The 20146-nt window shown below is 39.9% G+C and carries 18 protein-coding genes; 11 read left to right on the forward strand and 7 right to left on the reverse strand.

Annotated features, from left to right (window positions below; genetic code table 11):
• The first annotated feature begins 3 nt into the window (after positions 1–3).
• Genes R7044_RS19075 through R7044_RS19090 form a run of 4 tightly spaced genes read left to right on the forward strand, consistent with a single transcriptional unit; the run spans position 4 to position 2968 of the window.
• A complete protein-coding gene (locus R7044_RS19075; RefSeq protein ID WP_025633997.1) occupies positions 4–693 on the forward strand; it encodes a DotI/IcmL family type IV secretion protein in 690 nt (229 codons plus the stop codon).
• Complete coding sequence (locus tag R7044_RS19080; RefSeq protein ID WP_025633995.1) at positions 690–1310, forward strand: DotI/IcmL/TraM family protein; 621 nt, start codon at positions 690–692, stop codon at positions 1308–1310. The genes R7044_RS19075 and R7044_RS19080 overlap by 4 nt, the downstream gene beginning before the upstream one ends.
• A complete protein-coding gene (locus R7044_RS19085; RefSeq protein WP_025633994.1) occupies positions 1307–2185 on the forward strand; it encodes a hypothetical protein in 879 nt (292 codons plus the stop codon). Before R7044_RS19080 ends, R7044_RS19085 begins: the two co-directional genes overlap by 4 nt.
• Before the next feature lie 6 nt (positions 2186–2191).
• A complete protein-coding gene (locus tag R7044_RS19090; protein WP_025633992.1) occupies positions 2192–2968 on the forward strand; it encodes a TfoX/Sxy family DNA transformation protein in 777 nt (258 codons plus the stop codon).
• Between the two features lie 199 nt (positions 2969–3167).
• On the opposite strand, the gene R7044_RS19095 is transcribed toward R7044_RS19090, so the two are convergent.
• The gene (locus R7044_RS19095; protein ID WP_025633991.1) at positions 3168–5411 is read right to left on the reverse strand and encodes an ATP-dependent helicase; all 2244 of its coding nucleotides are present in this window, start codon (positions 5409–5411) and stop codon (positions 3168–3170) included.
• Between the two features lie 118 nt (positions 5412–5529).
• On the opposite strand from R7044_RS19095, the gene R7044_RS19100 reads away from it, so the two are divergent.
• The 4 genes from R7044_RS19100 (at position 5530) to R7044_RS19115 (ending at position 9676) form a co-directional block, all read left to right on the forward strand.
• Entirely contained in the window at positions 5530–6135 is a 606-nt protein-coding gene (locus tag R7044_RS19100; protein ID WP_025633990.1) for a transglycosylase SLT domain-containing protein, read from the forward strand.
• 2 nt (positions 6136–6137) lie between these two features.
• Positions 6138–8753 carry a DNA topoisomerase gene (locus R7044_RS19105; RefSeq protein ID WP_025633988.1) on the forward strand — a complete coding sequence of 872 codons (2616 nt, stop codon included), beginning with the start codon at positions 6138–6140 and terminating at the stop codon, positions 8751–8753.
• Positions 8754–8768: 15 nt separating this feature from the next.
• Entirely contained in the window at positions 8769–9290 is a 522-nt protein-coding gene (locus R7044_RS19110) for a hypothetical protein (RefSeq protein WP_025633985.1), read from the forward strand.
• Positions 9291–9364: 74 nt separating this feature from the next.
• Positions 9365–9676: a hypothetical protein gene (locus R7044_RS19115; protein WP_025633984.1), complete on the forward strand. Its 312-nt coding sequence runs from the start codon at positions 9365–9367 to the stop codon at positions 9674–9676.
• A 635-nt stretch (positions 9677–10311) separates the two neighbouring features.
• On the opposite strand, the gene R7044_RS19120 is transcribed toward R7044_RS19115, so the two are convergent.
• The 3 genes from R7044_RS19120 to R7044_RS19130 all read right to left on the reverse strand — a co-directional run bounded on the left by R7044_RS19120 (position 10312) and on the right by R7044_RS19130 (position 12785).
• Positions 10312–11196, reverse strand: coding sequence for a hypothetical protein (locus tag R7044_RS19120; protein WP_025633983.1), 885 nt, complete (start codon positions 11194–11196; stop codon positions 10312–10314).
• A 235-nt stretch (positions 11197–11431) separates the two neighbouring features.
• Positions 11432–11863, reverse strand: coding sequence for a hypothetical protein (locus R7044_RS19125; RefSeq protein ID WP_025633982.1), 432 nt, complete (start codon positions 11861–11863; stop codon positions 11432–11434).
• Positions 11853–12785 carry a hypothetical protein gene (locus R7044_RS19130; RefSeq protein WP_025633980.1) on the reverse strand — a complete coding sequence of 311 codons (933 nt, stop codon included), beginning with the start codon at positions 12783–12785 and terminating at the stop codon, positions 11853–11855. The genes R7044_RS19125 and R7044_RS19130 overlap by 11 nt, the downstream gene beginning before the upstream one ends.
• 669 nt (positions 12786–13454) lie before the next feature.
• Between R7044_RS19130 and R7044_RS19135 the strand changes: the two genes are divergently transcribed.
• Positions 13455–14159 (forward strand): S24 family peptidase, encoded by a 705-nt coding sequence (locus tag R7044_RS19135; RefSeq protein ID WP_054574980.1) that lies wholly within the window; start codon positions 13455–13457, stop codon positions 14157–14159.
• On the forward strand, positions 14149–15438 hold the full coding sequence (locus R7044_RS19140) for a hypothetical protein (RefSeq protein WP_025633977.1): 1290 nt from the start codon (positions 14149–14151) through the stop codon (positions 15436–15438). The genes R7044_RS19135 and R7044_RS19140 overlap by 11 nt, the downstream gene beginning before the upstream one ends.
• Positions 15439–15545: 107 nt before the next feature.
• On the opposite strand, the gene R7044_RS19145 is transcribed toward R7044_RS19140, so the two are convergent.
• Positions 15546–16796 (reverse strand): hypothetical protein, encoded by a 1251-nt coding sequence (locus tag R7044_RS19145; RefSeq protein ID WP_025633975.1) that lies wholly within the window; start codon positions 16794–16796, stop codon positions 15546–15548.
• A 474-nt stretch (positions 16797–17270) separates the two neighbouring features.
• On the opposite strand from R7044_RS19145, the gene R7044_RS19150 reads away from it, so the two are divergent.
• Positions 17271–17525, forward strand: coding sequence for a hypothetical protein (locus tag R7044_RS19150; RefSeq protein WP_203347291.1), 255 nt, complete (start codon positions 17271–17273; stop codon positions 17523–17525).
• 214 nt (positions 17526–17739) lie between these two features.
• Here R7044_RS19150 and R7044_RS19155 read toward each other — a convergent pair whose 3' ends face one another.
• Together R7044_RS19155 and R7044_RS19160 are read right to left on the reverse strand one after the other, a co-directional pair.
• Complete coding sequence (locus R7044_RS19155) at positions 17740–18537, reverse strand: hypothetical protein (RefSeq protein WP_025633971.1); 798 nt, start codon at positions 18535–18537, stop codon at positions 17740–17742.
• A 36-nt stretch (positions 18538–18573) separates the two neighbouring features.
• A complete protein-coding gene (locus R7044_RS19160) occupies positions 18574–20079 on the reverse strand; it encodes a 3'-5' exonuclease (protein ID WP_025633969.1) in 1506 nt (501 codons plus the stop codon).
• Positions 20080–20146: the final 67 nt, after the last annotated feature.

Raw genomic sequence — 20146 nt, forward strand, 5'->3', positions numbered from 1 at the left:
GATATGTTTCGCTCATCCGTAATTAAGAATCATCGAGGGCTCCTATCTGGTTTCGTAGTGCTGGTGGTCATTATCTATTTCTTAGAGTTTGCACTAAACACTCTTACAACAAATAAATCTGGTTACTACAAGATCCCCACTTACAACGATAAGGGCATTACCCGAATAGTTCCTCAGGTCCCATTAAGTGACCGTCTTTTTTCTGACTCTGAAGTTATGGATTTTGTAACTGAAGCTATGTACAACACACTCTCTCTATCTTTCGATAGTTATGAATTGTCTATGACAGAATCAGCATTACTATTCTTTACTACTTCTGGCTGGAAGTCATTCTCAAGCGCAGTTCAAGAAGCAGAAATTTTATCAACCATTTTCTCTAATAAAGAAATTATTGAGTTTTACCCTACCCGAGCGCCTTTTATGGAATACAGTGGCACAGTTGACGGGAAAATTGATGGAAGATTCACAAAAGATGCCTACTGGGTATGGCGAGTTAAAGTTCAGGGCAAGATTATGAAAAAATCTTTGAAGGTTAAAGACGCAACTGAAACTGAGCTCGAGGCTATTCAGAATCAAAGGCACCAGGCCGCTAATGTAACTTTCTGGCTTGATTTACAACGTGTGCCAAAGGGTAAGGGGGCAAGTGCAGTTAAGATCATAAGTTCTTCTAATTGGGATGTTGATTGGTTATGAATATTCCACGACTTATTCGCATACTTAAATTCGACTGGCCATTTGTGCTTGCTATCGTTTTATCTGTTTTAGCTATTTTTAAACTTTCCGAATTCAATGAAGAACTATTAGGGAACCCGGATAGAGTTTTTCTTTATTCTGATGGTAATGGTGGTTACACAAGGGCCTTTGTATCACGTGACCCACGCTATACAGACGAGAAGGTTGTCAGGTTTCTTCGTCGTATGGTGAGCTCATGCTATACCGTCGATTATAAAACCGCTCAACACCTAATGAACGGTGAACGCGATAACGATTATGCCAACTGTATTGAAAAGCACTTTGCGCCAATAGCCGCCACATCACTGTTCAATGTTTATCCTACTGACCCTATGATTGAGGCGATTCTTATGTCAGAAGGTAAGGCTAACGTTGTTGTTCCTTACGATCCTATCGTTACCTTAAAGAACAAACCTGGTAAGCCTTTAGTTTGGGTAGTTGAGGTTCCGATAATGGTAACAGTCCAATCGGTATCAGGAGACCAAACAACCTCATTCATTGCTCACTACACAGTTCTACCTGAACCTAGAGCGGATAACGCAAGTTCATTACTCATCGACAGGGTGGTTTTTAGATGAACGTTAAAGACCTATTCAATTTTATTAGTACAGCTTTGGGGAAGACTCCGTTAACAGGAAGACAAAGTTCGAAGTCTACTGAGGATAGCTTTGTTAAAGGGGATACCTTTAGTTGCCAATCAATACCCTCCAGCGAGGTTAACCGTAACCACGATGCCGTGTTTGAAACAGATAAACGTCATAATTTAATCTATGACAATTTTAAGTCTGTCCAGCGATCTCCATACTACGCTCTGGTTTTATTTTTCTTAGCTATTGTTGCATTTTTATACGCCTTGAACCTGTTCATAGATACCACAAAGATTACTTCAACAAACTACTTTATTGCATCAACGACAAGTGATACTGCTGTATACCCAATACCCACAGATAAGCATATCTTGCCGACTAAGGACCAAGAAAGAAACCCTGGCGAAACTTACTCTGAAGAAGAGTCAGAAGTATTAGTTCGTGAATATCTAGTTGATAGCCTTAAAGACTGTTTTTCAATGAACTACTTAAATGCAGCAACAGTACTGTCTAGGTGCAAGTCCAACCATTTGGACTCTGAAACAGACACCCAAGACATATTTATTGAGCTTCTAAGAGCAAGTAACTATATAAATATAATGAAGAAATACCAGACTTCTGCATTACTCCACGTAGACACAAGCTCTATTAAACTTTTGAACAAAGCAATAGCTCAGCGTGAAGCCGTACCTGGCAGCGGCGTTATGCGTAGCCGCGCTGTCTGGATTTACCAACTTAAGATGCATTATACGATGGAGAAAGTTTCTGTCTCTTCTCCCACCTTGTGGCAAGTTGAGATGATCAGAGAATCTGCTTTCAACAAAGAGTTCCCTGTTTCTATCTTCAAAATACGCGATATCGAGTGAGTGAACATGAAAAGTCAAAATAAAGAGCTTCAAGTTAACCCGAGAAACTTTCAACCGTCTTTGTTGCAAAAAAATTTACATAAATCACGCAAAGGAAAGTCAAAAACTAAAAAAGCGTTGGCAAAAGCTCCAAACTACTATAGAGACCTTTTTCAGCCAATTGAAGGGGTCTTTAGCCGACCTTCATTTGGCGAGTTTCAATTCACTTACTGTGGATACATGATAGCTAACCAGCGTGAGGGTGTTCTCAATATCTATGTACCACAAGAAACAGACTCCCCATTACTAGAGTCACTCGAATCATACGGGTTTTATCTATGTAAAAAGTACCCTATTTCTGTACCCAATAGCTCTAGATCCTCAAGACTTCTTATGAAGCGCTATCTTTCAGAAAAAGTATCAGATCAGCAAGCTGTGGAGACAATAATGCAGTTAAAGATCATGCTAAATGCAGCAATAAAAAAACAACAACAAAGTGAGGATTTAGATATATCGGCAATGCCTAGCCTCAGTCCTACAATATTTAAGTCACTAAAAGATATCGGTATAAATAAGCAATCAGAGTTAAGGAAGGCAGACTTAAATGTTTTGTTCCATAAGATCAAAAGTGGAAACTCGAAGAGCTATAAAGGGGTACGCTTGTTATTTCAGCTACATTGCTTAAGAGAGGATACTCAAGTTCCTTACTTATCTAACGATACCAAACAACGCTTAGTTGATTCTTATAATTTTTTCGCCAAAATTAGAGGATACGCCCCTCTGACTTATATGTTTTACAGCTAGAAAATAACCTTGCATTAGTTTCTTTCGACATGCAATTAAACCATCAGTTACAAGGTAACCAGTCGCTCATTAGGCCTCTATTTATTAGTTAGTTTCAAACAGCAATAGATGTTGAATGTATGTAATTCTCCACAAAACATATGGTGACGTTAGCTAGGTATCGTTCACCATACTACAAGTGCTGATTCCCTCATTAACCCTATATTTTAAATCCTTCGATTCTAGTTTCCTTTACCTCTACTGTTAGCTTGGGGTGTGGTAACTGTCCTCTAGCCAGCATTTGAATAGGATTTCCTGTTCGTTTTGTAGTGGTTTCTTTATTACTTTTTTCATACGCTACTTTGGGTGATATTGAAGACTCCCAGTAAAGAAGGTCTACTGGAAGAGCGCATAGAAATTGTAGAGGTTTCCGTGTCTTGAACTCACCGTGAACTAAGCGCCTTTGTGCATATGAGTAAATTAGATCCTTTTCTGCACGAGTGGTGGCCACATAGAATAGCCTAAGCTCTTCATGAACATTGTCTTTCTCATTACCTTTGAAGTGTGCTTCTTCTTCGCAGCCAATGACATATACACGCTTAAACTCTAAGCCCTTACTAGCGTGTTCTGTCATTAACTGAACCGCACTAGCCCCTTGCTCACCAGAATCCACCAGCATGTTAAGTTCTTTGATACAATCATGTAAGTGTCCATGAACCTCAGTGAAAGCAAAAAGGCGCTTTGTTAAGGTAATGACGTTTTGCTCTCTTTTATTAACTTCTGAGATTACTTCTGCTGTCATCTCTTGAGTTTTATACTTCTTCTTAGCGTTATCTATAATTTTGGGTTTGAACAGCTCGACCCAGATTTGATGCAAACCTTCCTCTAAGCCAGAAAGTACTTCTCCCCACTTATTTCTCAGTTCAGAATCACTAAGTTCATAGTTATTTATTTTTGCTAAGTCAGTGATTGAACCGCATTCGAACAATGCTTCTTTGATAATTGAGTGGCACTCCAACAAAGAGGCAAATCCAAGCTTTCTATCTTGAGATTTTACAGTTCCATACGTGGTCATGTACTTACAGTATTCAATAACTGTTAGGTTTTTATCAATGAGCTTTTGGCGCATAGTTACGCCCTTAGTTTTAAGGCTTGCTGCATCAATGACACGTGAAGCAGCCATAACATCCTTCTCATTAGCACAGAAACGTAGGAATGCACTCCAGTCCTTTACTTCTTTACTATCAAAGAAATCCTTGTCGCCAACAACTCGGTATTCTACCCCATGCTCAATAAGTTGAGCTTCAATTGGGTCTTTGATTACTTTTGAACGATACAGAATGGCAATTTCTTCTGGTTTTAATTCACCAGATTCGATAGCCTGTTTAATCTCATTGGCTGTCGTAATTGCCTCATCCTTGTCATTGGCAAATTGTCGGGCAATTGGCTTATCACCCTGAATATTTGCCATTGCTATCATATGTCCGTCTGTAACCTTTTGGTCTTCATGCATTAAGTCAGCAATAGCATTGGCCACATTTACAACTTGTTCAGTTGATCGAAAGTTCTCTCCCATCTGAACAATCTTCATGTCTCCGAATTCTTTTTGAGCATTTAGTAACTGACCGACATCTGCAGCCCTGAAAGCATAAATACTTTGTTTTTCATCACCAACCATAGTTAGGTTATTGCCTTGACCAACAATAAGTTTTAACAATAAGCCTTGGACTGGGTTAGCATCCTGATGCTCATCGGCAAGTACTGCTTTAAACTGGTTTTGCAACCAGGTTCTAAAACCTACATCATGTGTGAGAATTTTTACCGCATGGACGAGAATGTGGTCGTAATCAATAGCATTCAGCTCAATCATTCGTCTGTAGTAGACCTTCCAGATACAAACGCAATGGCTTAACAAGGCTTTCTCATCAAAAGTCAGATTTGGGTTGGTTTTGGACTGGTGCTCGAACTCAGACTTAGGACCACGACCATAGGACAAGGATAGCCCCATGAAGTTTTGAACATACTTTGCACCACCGTGCTCTTTTAAGAACTCATAGTCTGAGTTCGATAATGTTTTCTTAGCTGACTCATTTATTAGTGTAAGGGACTCAGTTTCATCCAAGATAACTAAGTCACTCGATGTATAACCGCACTTTACAAAATATGGGTGTTGCTTTTTGATGGCAGGTTTTATGACTTGGTTTAGTGCAAAGGAGTGCCAGTTACAGATAACAGCTTGATAAGCTTTGATACCTATACGTAAGTAAAGACGCTCTAACATTTCCGCAGCAGCTTTCTTGGTAAAGGTTATGGCACAAAGTCGACAGGGTTCCAAGCCTGACTCAATGAATGTCGCGGCCTTCTCCACAATAACGCGAGTCTTACCACTACCTGCCCCCGCATTAATCATGCAAGGTACTCCAGTCGTGTTGACTCCTTCATACTGACTCGCGGTTAATTTCATTCTCATCCCTCCCATTTAAGTGTTTATATATGGTATTTTAATTCAACCTCAAAGTCAACTTTAGTCTATTGTTTTTTGTTGCTAAATGATATATTTCATTTAACGGAGGATTGCGTCTATGTTTGAATTTTTGGGTGTAACAGCAGCTGACGGTCTTGAGCAACTTAAAGAACCGGAAAGGTCTTATTACGAATATGTAATAGAGCATGGCGACACGGGGCTGTACAAAGCCATGCCGTGGAAAAGTAAACGAGATTTACTTCTTACTTACAAAGGTGAGATTGAAGAGTGTACTTTAATCTCTAGCAAGCTAAACAATATACATCCTAAATACATACGTACAATCATGAGAAGCGAGAATGGTTGGCCAGGAGCTGACCAGAAAGCCAAGAACGGTTCTGGTGATTTAGGAATAATACAAGTTAACCCTAAGGTTTGGGATCAAGAGTTTCGTAAGCTTGGTGTGACTATAAACTGGGAAGACGTCAGAGATGATGTATGTGCAAATCTATTTATTGGTGGTGTCATTCTGGCCAGAAGATTAAACGCAACGAATGACATTTTTAAAGGCCTCGCTAACTACCATCGATATGCAACTTCAGACAATAAATATTTTCATTACTCGTACCGCCTGAAAGCAATGAAGCACTTTGCTGATATTGAATCTGAGTATGGTCGTTGGATTTCTCACCGAATACACGCAGTCAATAAACTAGGAGAATAGCCATGTGGGTCGCTATTGCAGAGAAGTCTTCTCAAGCTGAAAAGATCGCATCAGCTTTGAATCTTAGAAAGCAAGGTGGATTATATTCAGGCTTCTACAAAGGGCAAGAACTGATCCTTTGGTATGCCGCAGGTCACTTCCTCGAACTGTCTCCCCCTACAGAGCAAATACAGAACTTCAGTTGGAACGATCCACGTACTCACGAACGCATCCCTCGCAAGGTTCCTTATAAAGTTTGTCCGGACATACCAGCTCGTGACGGATACCCGGCAAGAAAACCAGGAGAGCGAATCCAATTACTTAAACAGTATGTCGACAAAGCGACTTTAGTCATTGGTGCTACAGACCCAGACCGAGAAGGTGAAGTCATATACCGTAGCATTTTAGATTTCCTTAAATACGATGGCCCATTAAAACGAGTTTGGTTAACAAAGGGGTTATCCAAGGATGCAATACAAACCTCTTTCGATGAAATGGTCGATGCATCTCAATACTACGGCGAATATTTAGCTGGGTCTAGTCGTCGTATGGCAGATTACGCAGCCATGGTTCTAACTGCCACCTACACTTATTACTCAAGAAGGGGAATGCTTGGAAAGTACCTAGGCTCAGGGGATAAGAAAAGCTCAACGACATCTGTTGGTCGAGTTCAGTCGACTGTTGTAGGTTTTACTTACCATCGTCATCAAGAAAGAGCAAACTTTAAATCTGTAACTCACTTTCGTCCGGTACCGCTGATCAGGTGTAACGGCGCTGTAAGTTTTGAAGGCCGATACCTTCCAGAGATAAAAGACTCCGACTATGACTCCCCTATCCCTGGCGTAAAGTGGGATGAAAAAAATCTAGCATCCAAAATATCGCCTGATATGTCTGAGGAAGAAGTCGAGGAGTTAACCATAAACAATAGACCTAAACCTCTTTATATCGACAAATCTATTATGATGGATTTTACGGAAAGGCTTAAGCAAGCGTGCATATTGGATTTAGATATAAATGAAAGTATGGCGACTTCTGCCCCACCAAAGCCTTTATCACTGACCAAACTACAGAGTCTGATTAGCAACGCTAGTGCCACTGATGTCCTCAATGCAGCACAACGCCTATACGATTCTGGTTTTATCACTTACCCAAGAGGTGAAGAACAAGAGATTTCTGACAAAGATTACAACCCTAGGGATATTGCGGACAAATGTACTCAACTAGCAAAATGGGACCAATTTGGCCAAGCCGCCCTTAAAATCGCTGCCATTCAAACGGGACAAGACGATACCTGCGCAAGTTTCAAACCAAGCTGCTATACGCCAGGAGATAAAATACACGATGCTCTAGCTCCTGTTGTTATACCTAAACCAGGAGAGCTACAGGGGCTAGATCTTCAGGTCTTTGAAGAAATTACGTCGCATTACTTGCAAGCACATTTACCTCCATCAAAATATTTAGTTCAAGAAGGGGTTTTAAAATTCGATACCCATGGGCTTTTTGGAGAACCGGTATCTAGTTTCAAGATCACAAAGCGATCTTGTATAGAAACTGGGTGGGAACATTACTTTAAAGGTAAAGAGACCGTCCAAACTATCAGCTTAAACGATTTAGACAAAAGCAATGTTTCAATTCCAGATGTTGAGCTAAAGGAGTCTACTACAACTAAGCCCCCTCTCTTCACTGAGGCCTCACTACTTTTTGCGATGTACCATGCGGCAAAATTCGAGCCTAATCCTATTCTTAGGAATTCACTCAAAGAATCAAAAGGCATTGGGACACCAGCTACTAGGCCAACTCAAATCGCAACTATCTTAATGCGTGAGTTCGTAGCGTATACTAGCAAGGGTAAAAACCCTTCGATTGATATCACCCCAAAAGGGATTGAATTGTATAAGGCACTACCTGATTCATATAAAAGCCCTGGTACTACTGCCAAATGGGAACTCAAACTTTCTGACATGAGTAAACTCCCTCAACGAGAAGCAGAAGCAGCGTCTCTGGAATTTATAAACACTCAAATTGAAAATACTGAAAAGCTAATAGGTTTCCTGAATAAAAACCTGTTTGATAAAACACCAAGAGACGGTGTGAATCCTAACATGCCACTTTCAAACCAAACCAAAGATAAACTTCAGAAGCGTTGTAAAGGGCTCGGACTACCAATGCCCAGACAGGCCTTAGCAAGTGAGGCTAAAGCGAGGCAATGGCTACGAGAGCACCCTTGGTTGGTAACTGACGCTATGCGAAGAAAGATTTCACAAATATGCTCTTTCAAAAAGATCCAGCCGCCAGCGCTTAAAATGACTGACTTTGGTAAAGCTCTAGAATTTATAAAAGTTCACGAAGATGATGTCCCAAGTACTCCATCTAAAAAGTTTCTTGATTACGCAAAACAGTTGGAATCGAAGACTGGCCTGAAAATTCCTTCTCAAGCGATTAGTAACGCCAAATTACTATCTAAATATGTAGAAGAGGCAAAACGTATTAAGAAACCAAGTAAAAAGACTATTGCTGCTATTAACGAGCTGGCTAAAAAGCTAAACGTTAGGGTTCCTGCTAGTGAATTAGAAAATGACGAAAGAGCAAAAAACATACTTAGCCGTATGAAAGCAATGATTGCTACAGCATCAAAATAAGGGGTTCAAGTAGATATGATGAATGATATTCTCAAAAGGTATAATATTCTCGAAAAGTATAAACAGGCGTTCCTAACTTCTGACTTTTATAATGACCAAAAAGTTTTAGCACCGGATGATTTAGTCCCGATGATAAGAGGGTTTCTCCATGCTAATGGGGAAGATTTATTAGTGGACAATCACACTAATATCTCTGCGTTCGCCAAGTCAGTCTTTGCGGAGACCAACCAGGAAAAGTTCGAAAGCTTCTTAACCGAACTAAAGTTACTTGTAGACGAGCTTAATTTAGACTTTAGAGGTTCTGCCGACATACCTAACTATGACAATCTCTCTATTACGCTTAGCTTCGACACAGCAAGCGAAGACCAGATTGATAGATTGATCCGTTTCGTCAGAAATAACCTCACGAATAATTTCCGAGCATCAGGCCAATACCCTTTAGCTGTATGGAAAGCTTTCATTATCTCCTCAGATTGCTGGTCGGTAGAGTTCCGATTCTCACCGAGATGGGAATTTAAAGAAGATATCCAAGGATAGAAGATTTAGAGTTAATGGTGTTAAATGCTGGAGGACATTATCAGTATTGGCAAATCAACTAACTAGGAAGATCTATGCACAAGGTGACTACGATATTAAAAACAAACATTGGGAACGTGGAAGGTTACTTAGATGAGAGCGGTAGCCTGTTTATTCTGAACCCGCCTAAGATTGAAAATCGCAAGCTTGCTCACTTCCTCCCAACACCTTCACAACGTTCAAAAGATGATGTGGAACAAAACCCGAATAACTACCTAAAGGTCGAGGAACCGAGTGAGTTCGAAGGGGTTTGGGAAGTGAGTGGACCAAATGTAGGAAAAGGGGATGCGTTCACACCTTATCCTTTTATGTTTAAGAGAGTAAGCCCCCCATCTGAAGGTAGTTAATACGGCACAACTATATTTTGGGTGGTTTCTTAATTGTCAAGATAAATATTTTTAGGTGCGGTTATTTCTAAATCGAATTAACAAACCGTAATTTGGACTTATAGACAGGGTCTTATTCAGTTAGTTAGTGTTCACTGACTGATATTTTGAATTTTGCTATTTATCCACAAATGATCCTCGAACTGCACCTTGATAAACTTTTTTTATCGCACTATCTTGATACCCGTGAGCTCAAGTAGTTCAGTGCATGGAAGCAAATAGTAGCTGTGCTTAGTTTCTTTCGTGATATTAAACTGGAGCTCAAAATCACTTAAACCCCACCATAGGCAGGGTTTAAGAGAGAAGCCAAATCGAGTAGCTGCAACTACTCATTATGGCTGCTGGGTATCATTCTCGACACCTGACACACGAGACTATAGATCACCAGTAGCCTATTTGGCAATTTTCTTGTTCAATAGTTAATGGTGATTAATATGTACCCACAAAGGTTTATCTATCTGATTATGAGAGTATGGAAAGCAATGGTCTCGGTATTCAAACTCAATCCACACATATGTATCAAAGGGTTAATGTATCTAGTCGAGTTTTTTAGAGACTAATCCATTTGTATGTACACACTTCTTAAGGTGTGTACATTATTTAGACAAAAATGTTAAGTCCGTGTGCTCTAACTTCTTATACACATTTGGGTATTGGGCTCGAGAAATCTTTAAGTTTAAAAGACCTTGGGCTATTTCATCACTTTTAAATTCGGAGAGGTCAAGTTTACTTTGCAAATATCTACCATAATCAAACATTCTATTTACCTTAGCTTGTAATACTCCCAGCTCAACTAGTTGATATTCCGCATCTTCTCTCCAACTAGGCCTACGGCTCGACTGCTTATTCTCATATTCATTTTCTACTCTAGCGGATAAGTACTGAGTCTTACTTAGTATTTTTGCCATTACCAGAACAACATCTATGTCTGCGTTTTCCATGCATTTTGTGAATATGGCTGTTGTATTGGCCAAATCTAGTTTCGGTGGTACAGGCTTCTTACCTGTTCTTTTCGGCATACCTTTCCAAAATTCAATTGATTCGGTGTAGAAGCTAGCCATCTCAGTTGTGTATTTAGTTAAGTCAGACAGAGTTTGAGGTAACAATGCTCTTGCTGCTAAAAGTTGGCTCTCTCGATTCTGTTCTTCGTGATATTTAGCTGCATAAACCGCCAATAAGCTTGCTGTAAAAGCAATCATTGCTGCATTCAGAGTTTGCCAATGAGACCAAACTTCTTGGACATATGACCAATTTCCACCACCATCAAACCATGGCTTTAATATCATCATCACGAAATACACCCCGATCAAAATACAACCAAAGGTAGAAAAGTATACTCTTACAAAAGTATCCAAGAGAGTTTTGGGAGACCCCATTCTTTTCTGTATTGAGCTAAGAAATTCAGTACTGATACCGATAACTTTGCGAAGATAATTGGCCCCATCACGAAGCTTCTCTACCCCAGATAGTTCTTTATCCATGTTGTACCACTCCTAGTAAACAATTTTTTAAAGCTTAAGGTTACCAAATTGTACTCGTTTCTATGCATAATGAGCGCGATACTCAACCACAGTCAACTAAGAGGTTCATAGTTTCGTGTCTATGCTCTAGATAGCCGATTAGGTTGAGGAGCTCTCGGAAGGAATTAGACCAAGCGTAAGTAGTAAGCTTACGCTTGTTAGAAGAGTTCTTAGTGAGGATTAGAGACGTTCTTGGTCAATGAGTTGCTCTAACGTATTTCAAATGTATTCCCGTAGGAGTGATATTGGTTAAATCTCGACTGTATACATACCCATACTTTTGTAAGAGGTCAATTGAGTGATACGTCCAGCCAGCGGCAAAGGCTACACCAGCCAAGGCAAAATAAACACAGATTTTATTAGCTAGCTGCATTGCGCTTTGAGAGTAAACTTCATTAATTTTTTTTCCGCACAACATAGCTTTTGGGGCCATAAAAAAAATACAACCTAACGCCCCTAATAATCCAATCGGCACCCACAGAGTTAGAACGGATAGCTGAACAGTGTCAGCTTTATTCAATAGTTCAAGATAGTCTCTATAGACTACATAAGATGGATAGCCCCAACAAATTATCCCAAACAAAAGAACAAAGATACCAGCCAAACGTAATCTTGTTTTATGTGACATTCTCAAGCATCCTTACGACTTGATTAGAAACTTTGTATTCACCCCAAACAACCTCAATTAAGACATATGTTGCTGTAACAAATAGCGCACCAACCATTACGGGAGCTCCCAGAGCTGCCGTAGCAAATAACAGAACTTCACCAGCTGCTGTTTGCAACATGAATTTGAACATATCGGCACCTACATTGCCAAACCAATCCACTAAGTGATAGTCGTCTTTAAAAACTAAGTCGCTGGTGGCTAGACTAGCGGACACCACAAAGGTTAAGGCACCCGCACCCTTGAAGTTTGCAGTTCTAGATTGAGGACTAAAGCCTGCTTGCACCGACTTAAATGAATTTAGAGGGTACTTCTTACCATTCATATTAAGCCGAGTACCATTGACAAACGCATGCCGTAGCACTTTGCCATTCTCGTTTGTCCCTGAAAATGCGACAAATAATTTACCTCGACTTTCTACCAAATCAGCTTTAACGCCTAGATCGCCAAACTGTTTAGCAATTGATATCGCATTAAACATAGGCTCTGTGTGATTGAACCAAGACTTAGCGGTGTTAATGCTCAAGGCGATAGCAGCGACATCCTTACCAGACTCCAGCCAAACGTTATGTAATATTTTATGTGCATCCTCTAAATCTGTAATTAACACATGCTGGTGGTTTTTAGCCATTTCATCCCCAAGTGAACACTGTAATCCTATTGAGTCACTGAGAAGCTGAGGAGCATTCAATCCTAGAGAAGTAGGTCCTAACCCTGCTTTTTCTCTATCTCTAAGAACCCTCTCACGATTTTCTGCCCATCTTTTTTCATCGCTTGCTGAAGGAGTTAATTCAGCTCTACGCTCTCGTTGCTGACGAGCGAAGAGCTCTTTTGTGGTTTCTCGTCTTTCTTCTGGGGTAACAGGGGCAGATTCATATCTCATAGGATCATACTTACACTATAAAAATATGATTATATCAATATTTTCAATACGTTATCATTATCAACAATGCCGATTTACGCTTTAACTGCCAGAAAAGCCATTATGGCTAGTTAAATGTTCACATTGAAACCTAAATCACATCAACTTGAACTCAAGTAGAAAGCTTTTAAAGAATAGTTCCCAAATTGGTATGTAATTTATGATATCGATACTATTCATCTCAGACCACTGAGTTGCTTTAATGTGTATGGTAACCGATCGCTGATGGATAGTAGTCCTTCCATAATGGCACATTCTCGTGTTGAACAACTTTCCTATAGTGGAATACCTTACCCTGCTCGTTGCACCAATTTTTTAGATACATCTCAGGTAAAAAGTGATTGTCTTTTTTTACGCTCAATGAAGCCTCCATTTTCTCTTTTAACGCTGCATTATGGTGCTACAAAACCTTACCATACCACCGGGCTTATACCTTACTACTCGAATCTATAGTGCAATTACAGTGTCTCTCCTTGCTCATGAATCGTATACTCAAAAACCTATGGTTCACAGATGTGCACCAGGCCATCTAACCATCCCAATAGCTCATGCTCTTCCTTACATTGCACCAGTACATAGCTGGATATATAATTACTGTATATACATACAGCAGTCAGACGTGTTTTTAAAATGGGTGTTTTACAAATATTTGATCAGTCAATAAATTGCGGCATAACAGGCTTTGAAGACCCAACAAGCGGGAGTGTCCGTAAATCCCTGTCATTGTCAAAACAGCTAGTTCATCATCCTAGCGCAACCAAATTAACTGTTGCTCATCAAGATGTACCTTACTTCGGTATTTCAGATGGCGATTACCTGCTTGTTGACTCAAGCCTACAACCTGAAGCAAACGACTGTATTTTGGTTGAATACCTTGGCGAAAACGCTCTTGTGTCATTTCAAGAGATACAAAAGCAAGAAGATATTGTAGTTCAAGGCGTTGTATCTGCTCGTTTTCATTGGTACAGAAAAGGCCATTCGATACCTATACATAACTCATTGAAAGAGTTCGACCTTCATGAGTTATTAATACCTCCTGAGCAACAACATACATGTGTATTGATGCGTGCAAACGGTAAGTCTATGTTACCAATCATTGATAACGGAGATTTGCTACTCCTTAACCGCAGCCTCTCATTTAAAGAAGATCATCCCGTTATCATGGCTTTAAATGGTGAATTGGTATGTAAGAGGTTGAACAAAAGACTGAAAAAAGCATACAGCGACAACCCAAAGTTCAGATCTGTTTATCTATCATCAAGTGACGAAATTCGCATTTACGGCTGTGTCTCTATGGCTATCCGAATTTACCGGAGAGAACTTCGTGGCCGTTAAATCATTCGCACTAATAGACGGAACGGGATTTTATGCGCACAGTAGTGCTCAATTTCATCCTGGTTTAAAAGGGAAACCAGTACTCGTGTCAGCAGGCCAAGGTATTAGTATTGCCGGAGCAAATATAAAGGAATTTGGGATACCCAAGTTCTCTCCTATTTGGGAAATCGACTCTAAAGTTGCCATGCATCATGGCGCAATATTTAAGTGTAATTTTAATACCTTAGGGCAGATATCTAGGAACTTTAAGCAATCACTTATAGATGTTTCCGAGGGGCTACCCATTTTTCATTACAGCGTCGATGAATCTTGGGTGGAGACTACGGAGCTACTGAAGAATGGCATTGACCTGGAAAGCGAAGCTTGGCGTTGGCGTGAACACATTTGGAAAACAACGGGGGTTCCTACAGGAGTCGGGATTGGTCCTAGTTTAACTCTTTCAAAACTGGCTTCGTTTGCAGCCAAAAAACTTCAGGGTAGTAACGGTGTATTTGTCATTAGTAAAGACAATTTGATTCAGACATTAGAAAAGGTACCTGTTTCAGAGGTTTGGAACGTAGGCAGGAAGCTATCTAAACACTTTTCTCATATGGGCATTTATAGCGCGTTAGATTTAGCTCGCCAAGATCCTAAAAAAATGCAAAAAGCCTTTTCGATTTCCGTCGCCAACACGGTCCATGAGTTAAATGGCACACCTGTCTACAATTGGAACGACACACGACCTAAGAAGCAACAAATTTGGTCCACCAGCTCATACCGGGACCGCTTACAATCAAGGGAGTCCATAATGTCGGAATTATCTCTTCACCTTGCAGAAGCATTTTTTAAGTTACGAGCGCAAAAATCAGAAGCCCTGGCTATAACAGCATTTGTGTCCACATCCATACATGACGATCCTCAGGAGCAGTTTAAGGCTAGCCGGAGCATACACTTAAGTTACGGTGTATGCGATACCTCTGTAGGTCTAAAGACGTTGAGAGCTATTCAGGGTGACCTTATTCCTACTCAACCGACAAAAACGCGCATTTATAAAGTTGGAGTTGGCCTTACTAGTTTAATCGACGCAGAGCACAAGCAAGCAGATCTATTTGAACATGATGTTAATAACCATAAATTAAGCAAAGCAATCGACTGCATTAATACGCGCTTTGGGAAAGGAACAATAGAATTTGGAGCACGTACAAAGCGGTACTCAGAGCGACCAGGGAATGTAAAGTTGCTAGAGCTGGAGAATTATTTCAGCGATTTTAATGAGCTACTTGAGGTTAAGTGTATCTGAATGTATTGGGTTGTGTGAATTAGTGAGAATGCAATCTGTCAGTTTGGTCTCCTGAGGGTGATAAAATCTGACAGGTTGTTCTATATTGCTTCTGCCCTATTACGAGTTTAAGCATTAAGGTAACGCTTTTTCTGCTTTTCAATCATTTCTTTATACAGTTTAAATCCGCGACGAATGCTCTCATCGGAAAAGCCAATGCCATACCCTAGGTCAGAAAGTTCAGCAGCGAGGTTTTGTTCCAACTCCGTGTAGGTTAGTTTTTTAGGGTTGATTGAACGGTCTTGGTGTAAAATCATTCCACAAAGGTAGTTTTTAATCTTACTGCGTGGAGGAGAATTAAGGTTGTTGGACTGATACAAACTTATTGTTTCATCTATTTTCCTGCCCCCGATAGATTCTAGCAGCTTGTTTAGATTAATAATCTCTTCTATTGAAGTAGCGCATTGTATTTCAGCTCGGATATTATTTGCTTGAGAGGCATATAGGGATTGTTTAAACCATGCCGTTACCCACTTTATCTCATTGTCGGAAAGAGGCCTAGAAACATCAACACTCATATTGACCCAATCAATAAGTTCCACTTTGTCTGATGAACCGCAAAACTCAAGAGCCATCCAAGCAGAGAGGTGCTCTTCTTCAACTGTAAATTGTCTTTCCTCATTTGCTAACGTCCGAGATAAAGCTTCCTTTGGAACCAGTTTTTTTCTGGTAGAGTTATCCAAACCAAAAGACTCACGATAGAACTGATGAAGCGTATATGGCGCACTGTAAAAACAAAGCCCTTCACTCTTTTTCTCAAAAGGGAGGTGGAAGTAGTGCAAGGCTTCTCTATAATCATAAATACTAAAGAAAAGTGTTGGCGAATACCTGTGATAAAAGGTGTTTTTATATTCTCGAATAGGAGACAATGCGGTGACAAATTGCTCATCAATCATCTGAGCAATGCTAACCAAATCAGGTGATATTGTTTGCAGCTCTTGCTCTAAATTCTCACCCTCCCAATTCTCAGCCTCTAATGCCCTTTCTACTTCATGCTGTAAACACAGAGTGATATCTTTAACCCAAAATCGATCGGAATGGTTTAGATCAAAATAATAGTCGCTAAACACAAATGCATGAAAAGGACCATCGATGATCTTGTCTGGTTCTATGTCACTTACTGAGAATGCAGTTTCAAGCTCAACCCTTTCTAAACATGTTTTAGATGCATCCAGAAGAAGACCGTATGCTTGTTTATAAATTGCTACATCTTCAGGATAAAGCTCGCATATTGCTTCTCTGTAAGCCTCTTGGCAAATAAAGTCACAACAACTGCTTTCTGAACTTCTTTTAAATCCGGCAATTAGCTCTCTAGACACAACCTACACTTCCAACAAAAAAACAAGTTCAAACCTAATCTAATTTACCTTTTTTTTCAATGACTCCTATCGAGTTACTGATCCGTTAGGTTATGACTTTTCTAACACCAAACTGGAAATTAATTCTTTATATTCAATATGTTCTGTTTAATGGAATCTATGTATATCACAGACACATTTCACACCCATAATCTCAACGAATTGTCAAGGTCAAGAATTAATGCGTTTGTGCTACTGTCCACGGCTTTTCCATAAGATAAATTGGTTTCATTCATTCAAGGTAAATCATTGCAATTTAAGGAGAACTAATGAAATCAAATGTGCTCCCCTTTAAGGGAAAGCGAACGTCTAAACTTGAGACAGGTCAAGAACCACAAGTTACTGTACAAGAGCTCGCGCCCAGAGAGTTGTTTGATATGGCTTTTGGCGATGAGCAAGGGCGAACAAGGCTAAGAGAAATGAAGCGGAGGGAATATGGGTTTAGTAAATAATCAAAGTACTGAGTATGAGAAGTACATCGACGAACAAGAAAAGCTAGTCGGTTTAATCAGAGTGACTGGGGCAAGGATGTACGGCTATGGGTATGACGATGCTGTAGAAGACTGCCAAGACAGAATCAACATGCTTGAAAATGAACGTGAGTTGTTGGAAATCACGGTACATGAACAAGAGGAAAAGTTAAGACAAGTAGGCTCTCATTTAGGTGCCGGGCTCAGTAAGCTTAGGTAATCAGGTCTAACGCTGAACGCACCCCAAAAGCTATGCCATCCAGTCCATATTATTTTTTAGTCAGTTGGTCATTAAGTGAGAAGACCAACTGACTAATTTGGAAAAGTTCGAATTACACTTTGCGAGTCTACTTAACTAATTGAGGGAATTTCAATCATTATGCTCTTGTTATAGCAATCACCTAAGATAAAAAAACCAAGTAATAAATCAGCACTTACTGCCTACCAGTGCTCTCTTTATAGTCTGGGAACCTTTCCTGATATTGTTTTGCAATAGAATGATAGCTATCTTTTTCTGTGACAGCCCGGCCCCCTTCTAAAAACAAAATATGCCTCACAGGTATACGTTCACTGAGTAATTCTTCTAGTTTACTAACATCGAAACTTTTGCCCAATTTGCATTTGCAAACCGTATTTACTAGGCCCCCCATTGTGGATACCTTTTGCCACTCACGAGCAAGGGTATCAATATCATTATCAGTCCAAACTTTCGGATTAGGAGGTGTACCATTATGGTAGAATGCAAGATGATGGAGAATACAGGTAGACCCCTTAGGATTTCGGTCACCTATAGGTGTACCATTTGGTTTGCTGGAATAAAACTGCTCCCATACAACAAATCCTTGTTTGTTAGGTGCTACCTGACGGGCTATCTGAGATGAAAAGTGAGAGATAGGTGGTTGATAATTAGGTTTCAGATAGTCCCAATTTGGCCGATCACTTTTTGCTTCAAACAAACATAGTTTCCCGACTCCCTTGTCATAATCAATCAATAAAACACAAGCATCAACGCCCCATGCTTGCTCTTCATTTGATTTCAACTTCTGTGAAAATGCAGCTGATTTTAACGGTAGCCTAGCATTAATCCTATTACGAATTTCTGCAGTTAGGACAGATGTATATTCATTTTCACTAGAAATGATACCTATACTAAAATCGGTTCGAAGATCAACATCAACCTGATTGATCAACTTTTCTATCAACTCTCTCGTTTCTCTGTCAAATAGTGCCATTTACTTACTTCTCCTAATTTACTCATCTCGATAGAATTATGATTGGCGTCTCTTTTTAAAACGGCCTGAGCTACTTCTTTTGTTCTTTTGAAACTCTCTTGCCAGTTCAAAAATGTTTTGTGAGCAACGTTGTACAGAATGAAACGGATGGGATTCTACGAATCGTAACTTGGCTCTTGTGATGGCGACATACATTAGATTCAACTCATCTCGAATTTCGTCTTCTGTACGCTCGATTAATTTCAATTGGTCACAAAAATCATCCCCTAGCACCACCTGGTCAAACTCTAGGCCTTTCGTTCTGTGGCAAGTTCCTACGACAACTTCAGCAGCCTCAATATTATCCACTTTAGAACGCTTCAAGTTCTCATAAATATCAAACAAACCAGTATCATATTTAGAGACAAGTCTGAGGATTCTAGCCATATCGATGTTTTTCGTTTTTTTTGCAACTTCTACGAAATCTTCGAATGTAGTAAAATCACGCTTAAAGTCACGTGAGCGTATTTTATCGTACTGCTCTAGCTTCAAGTAGAGTAAATCAAAGAGCTCGTTAAATGGATAGTTATTAAAACCTCCAGTCCAGTAAATGCTCTTGCCACGTTCGTCAGCTTCTATCGCGACTTCAATCGTTAATACGATCGTACGGTTGATATAGGCTATCTGGAGATTTTCATCTAAATCGTTTTCTGAAGTTAAAACAGACTCGATAATGCCATTATCGGTCCCCTTAAGCCGTTCATGAACACCAAGTTGGTTCAGAAAGGCATTGGCATATGTAGCAACCTGTTCATTGAAGCGAAATGACTGGGTTAATGAGAAAACTTCGGCTCCACTATTTTCTTGAACTTTCAGTGCATCTTCGGCACCGCGATAACGATAAATTTGTTGCGACTCATCGCCACATACATAGACTCTCATATTAGTTTGAGCTTTCATAAAAGCTCTCACTGCAGGGTTAAGGTCTTGCCCCTCATCTACAAGTAGCACATCAAAATGCTCGCTCAAATCTACTTGGGCAATAGAGAAACCTTTTAGGTAACCATCGTGCGTCATGGGAACCGGACTTTCCAATAACTGCATTTCATTCCAGATTTGCTTGGCACTAGAAACTAGCTGCTCTTGAATATCCAATGATTTTTTATTTTTGGGGTTGTATGGAGCGTGTTTTTTTTCTATTTCTTGGTCTTCACTACAAAAATAGTTTTCTAAAGTAACCATAGTCCCGTTTGCGATGGACCAGTCGCACCTGAGGTGCTTTCTAATCAGCCCCATGCTGAGGTTTTCTGCAAACTTGTGGCGGTAGTATTTTCCTACGAATTGATATGCTAACTGATGGCCAGTGAGTGATAGACAATTGGGAGGTAAATTAGCGGCATCTGCGATCGGACGATTATAAGTAATATAGAGCATTCTTAGCTCTGGATATGCATTCGCGAACAATCTAAATAATGTAGTTTTACCAGTTCCTGCAAGCGCTTTGATCACAGCAAGCCTAACAGGTTTGTATATGACGTTTTGTTGTTCTAACGTTGGTTTCATTCTGCCCCCAAAGCCGTTTTAATATGGTATATTGTGACAGCAAAACAAAAAGCAGTCAACTATCATA

Source organism: Vibrio sp. 1402 (genome assembly GCF_033340275.1).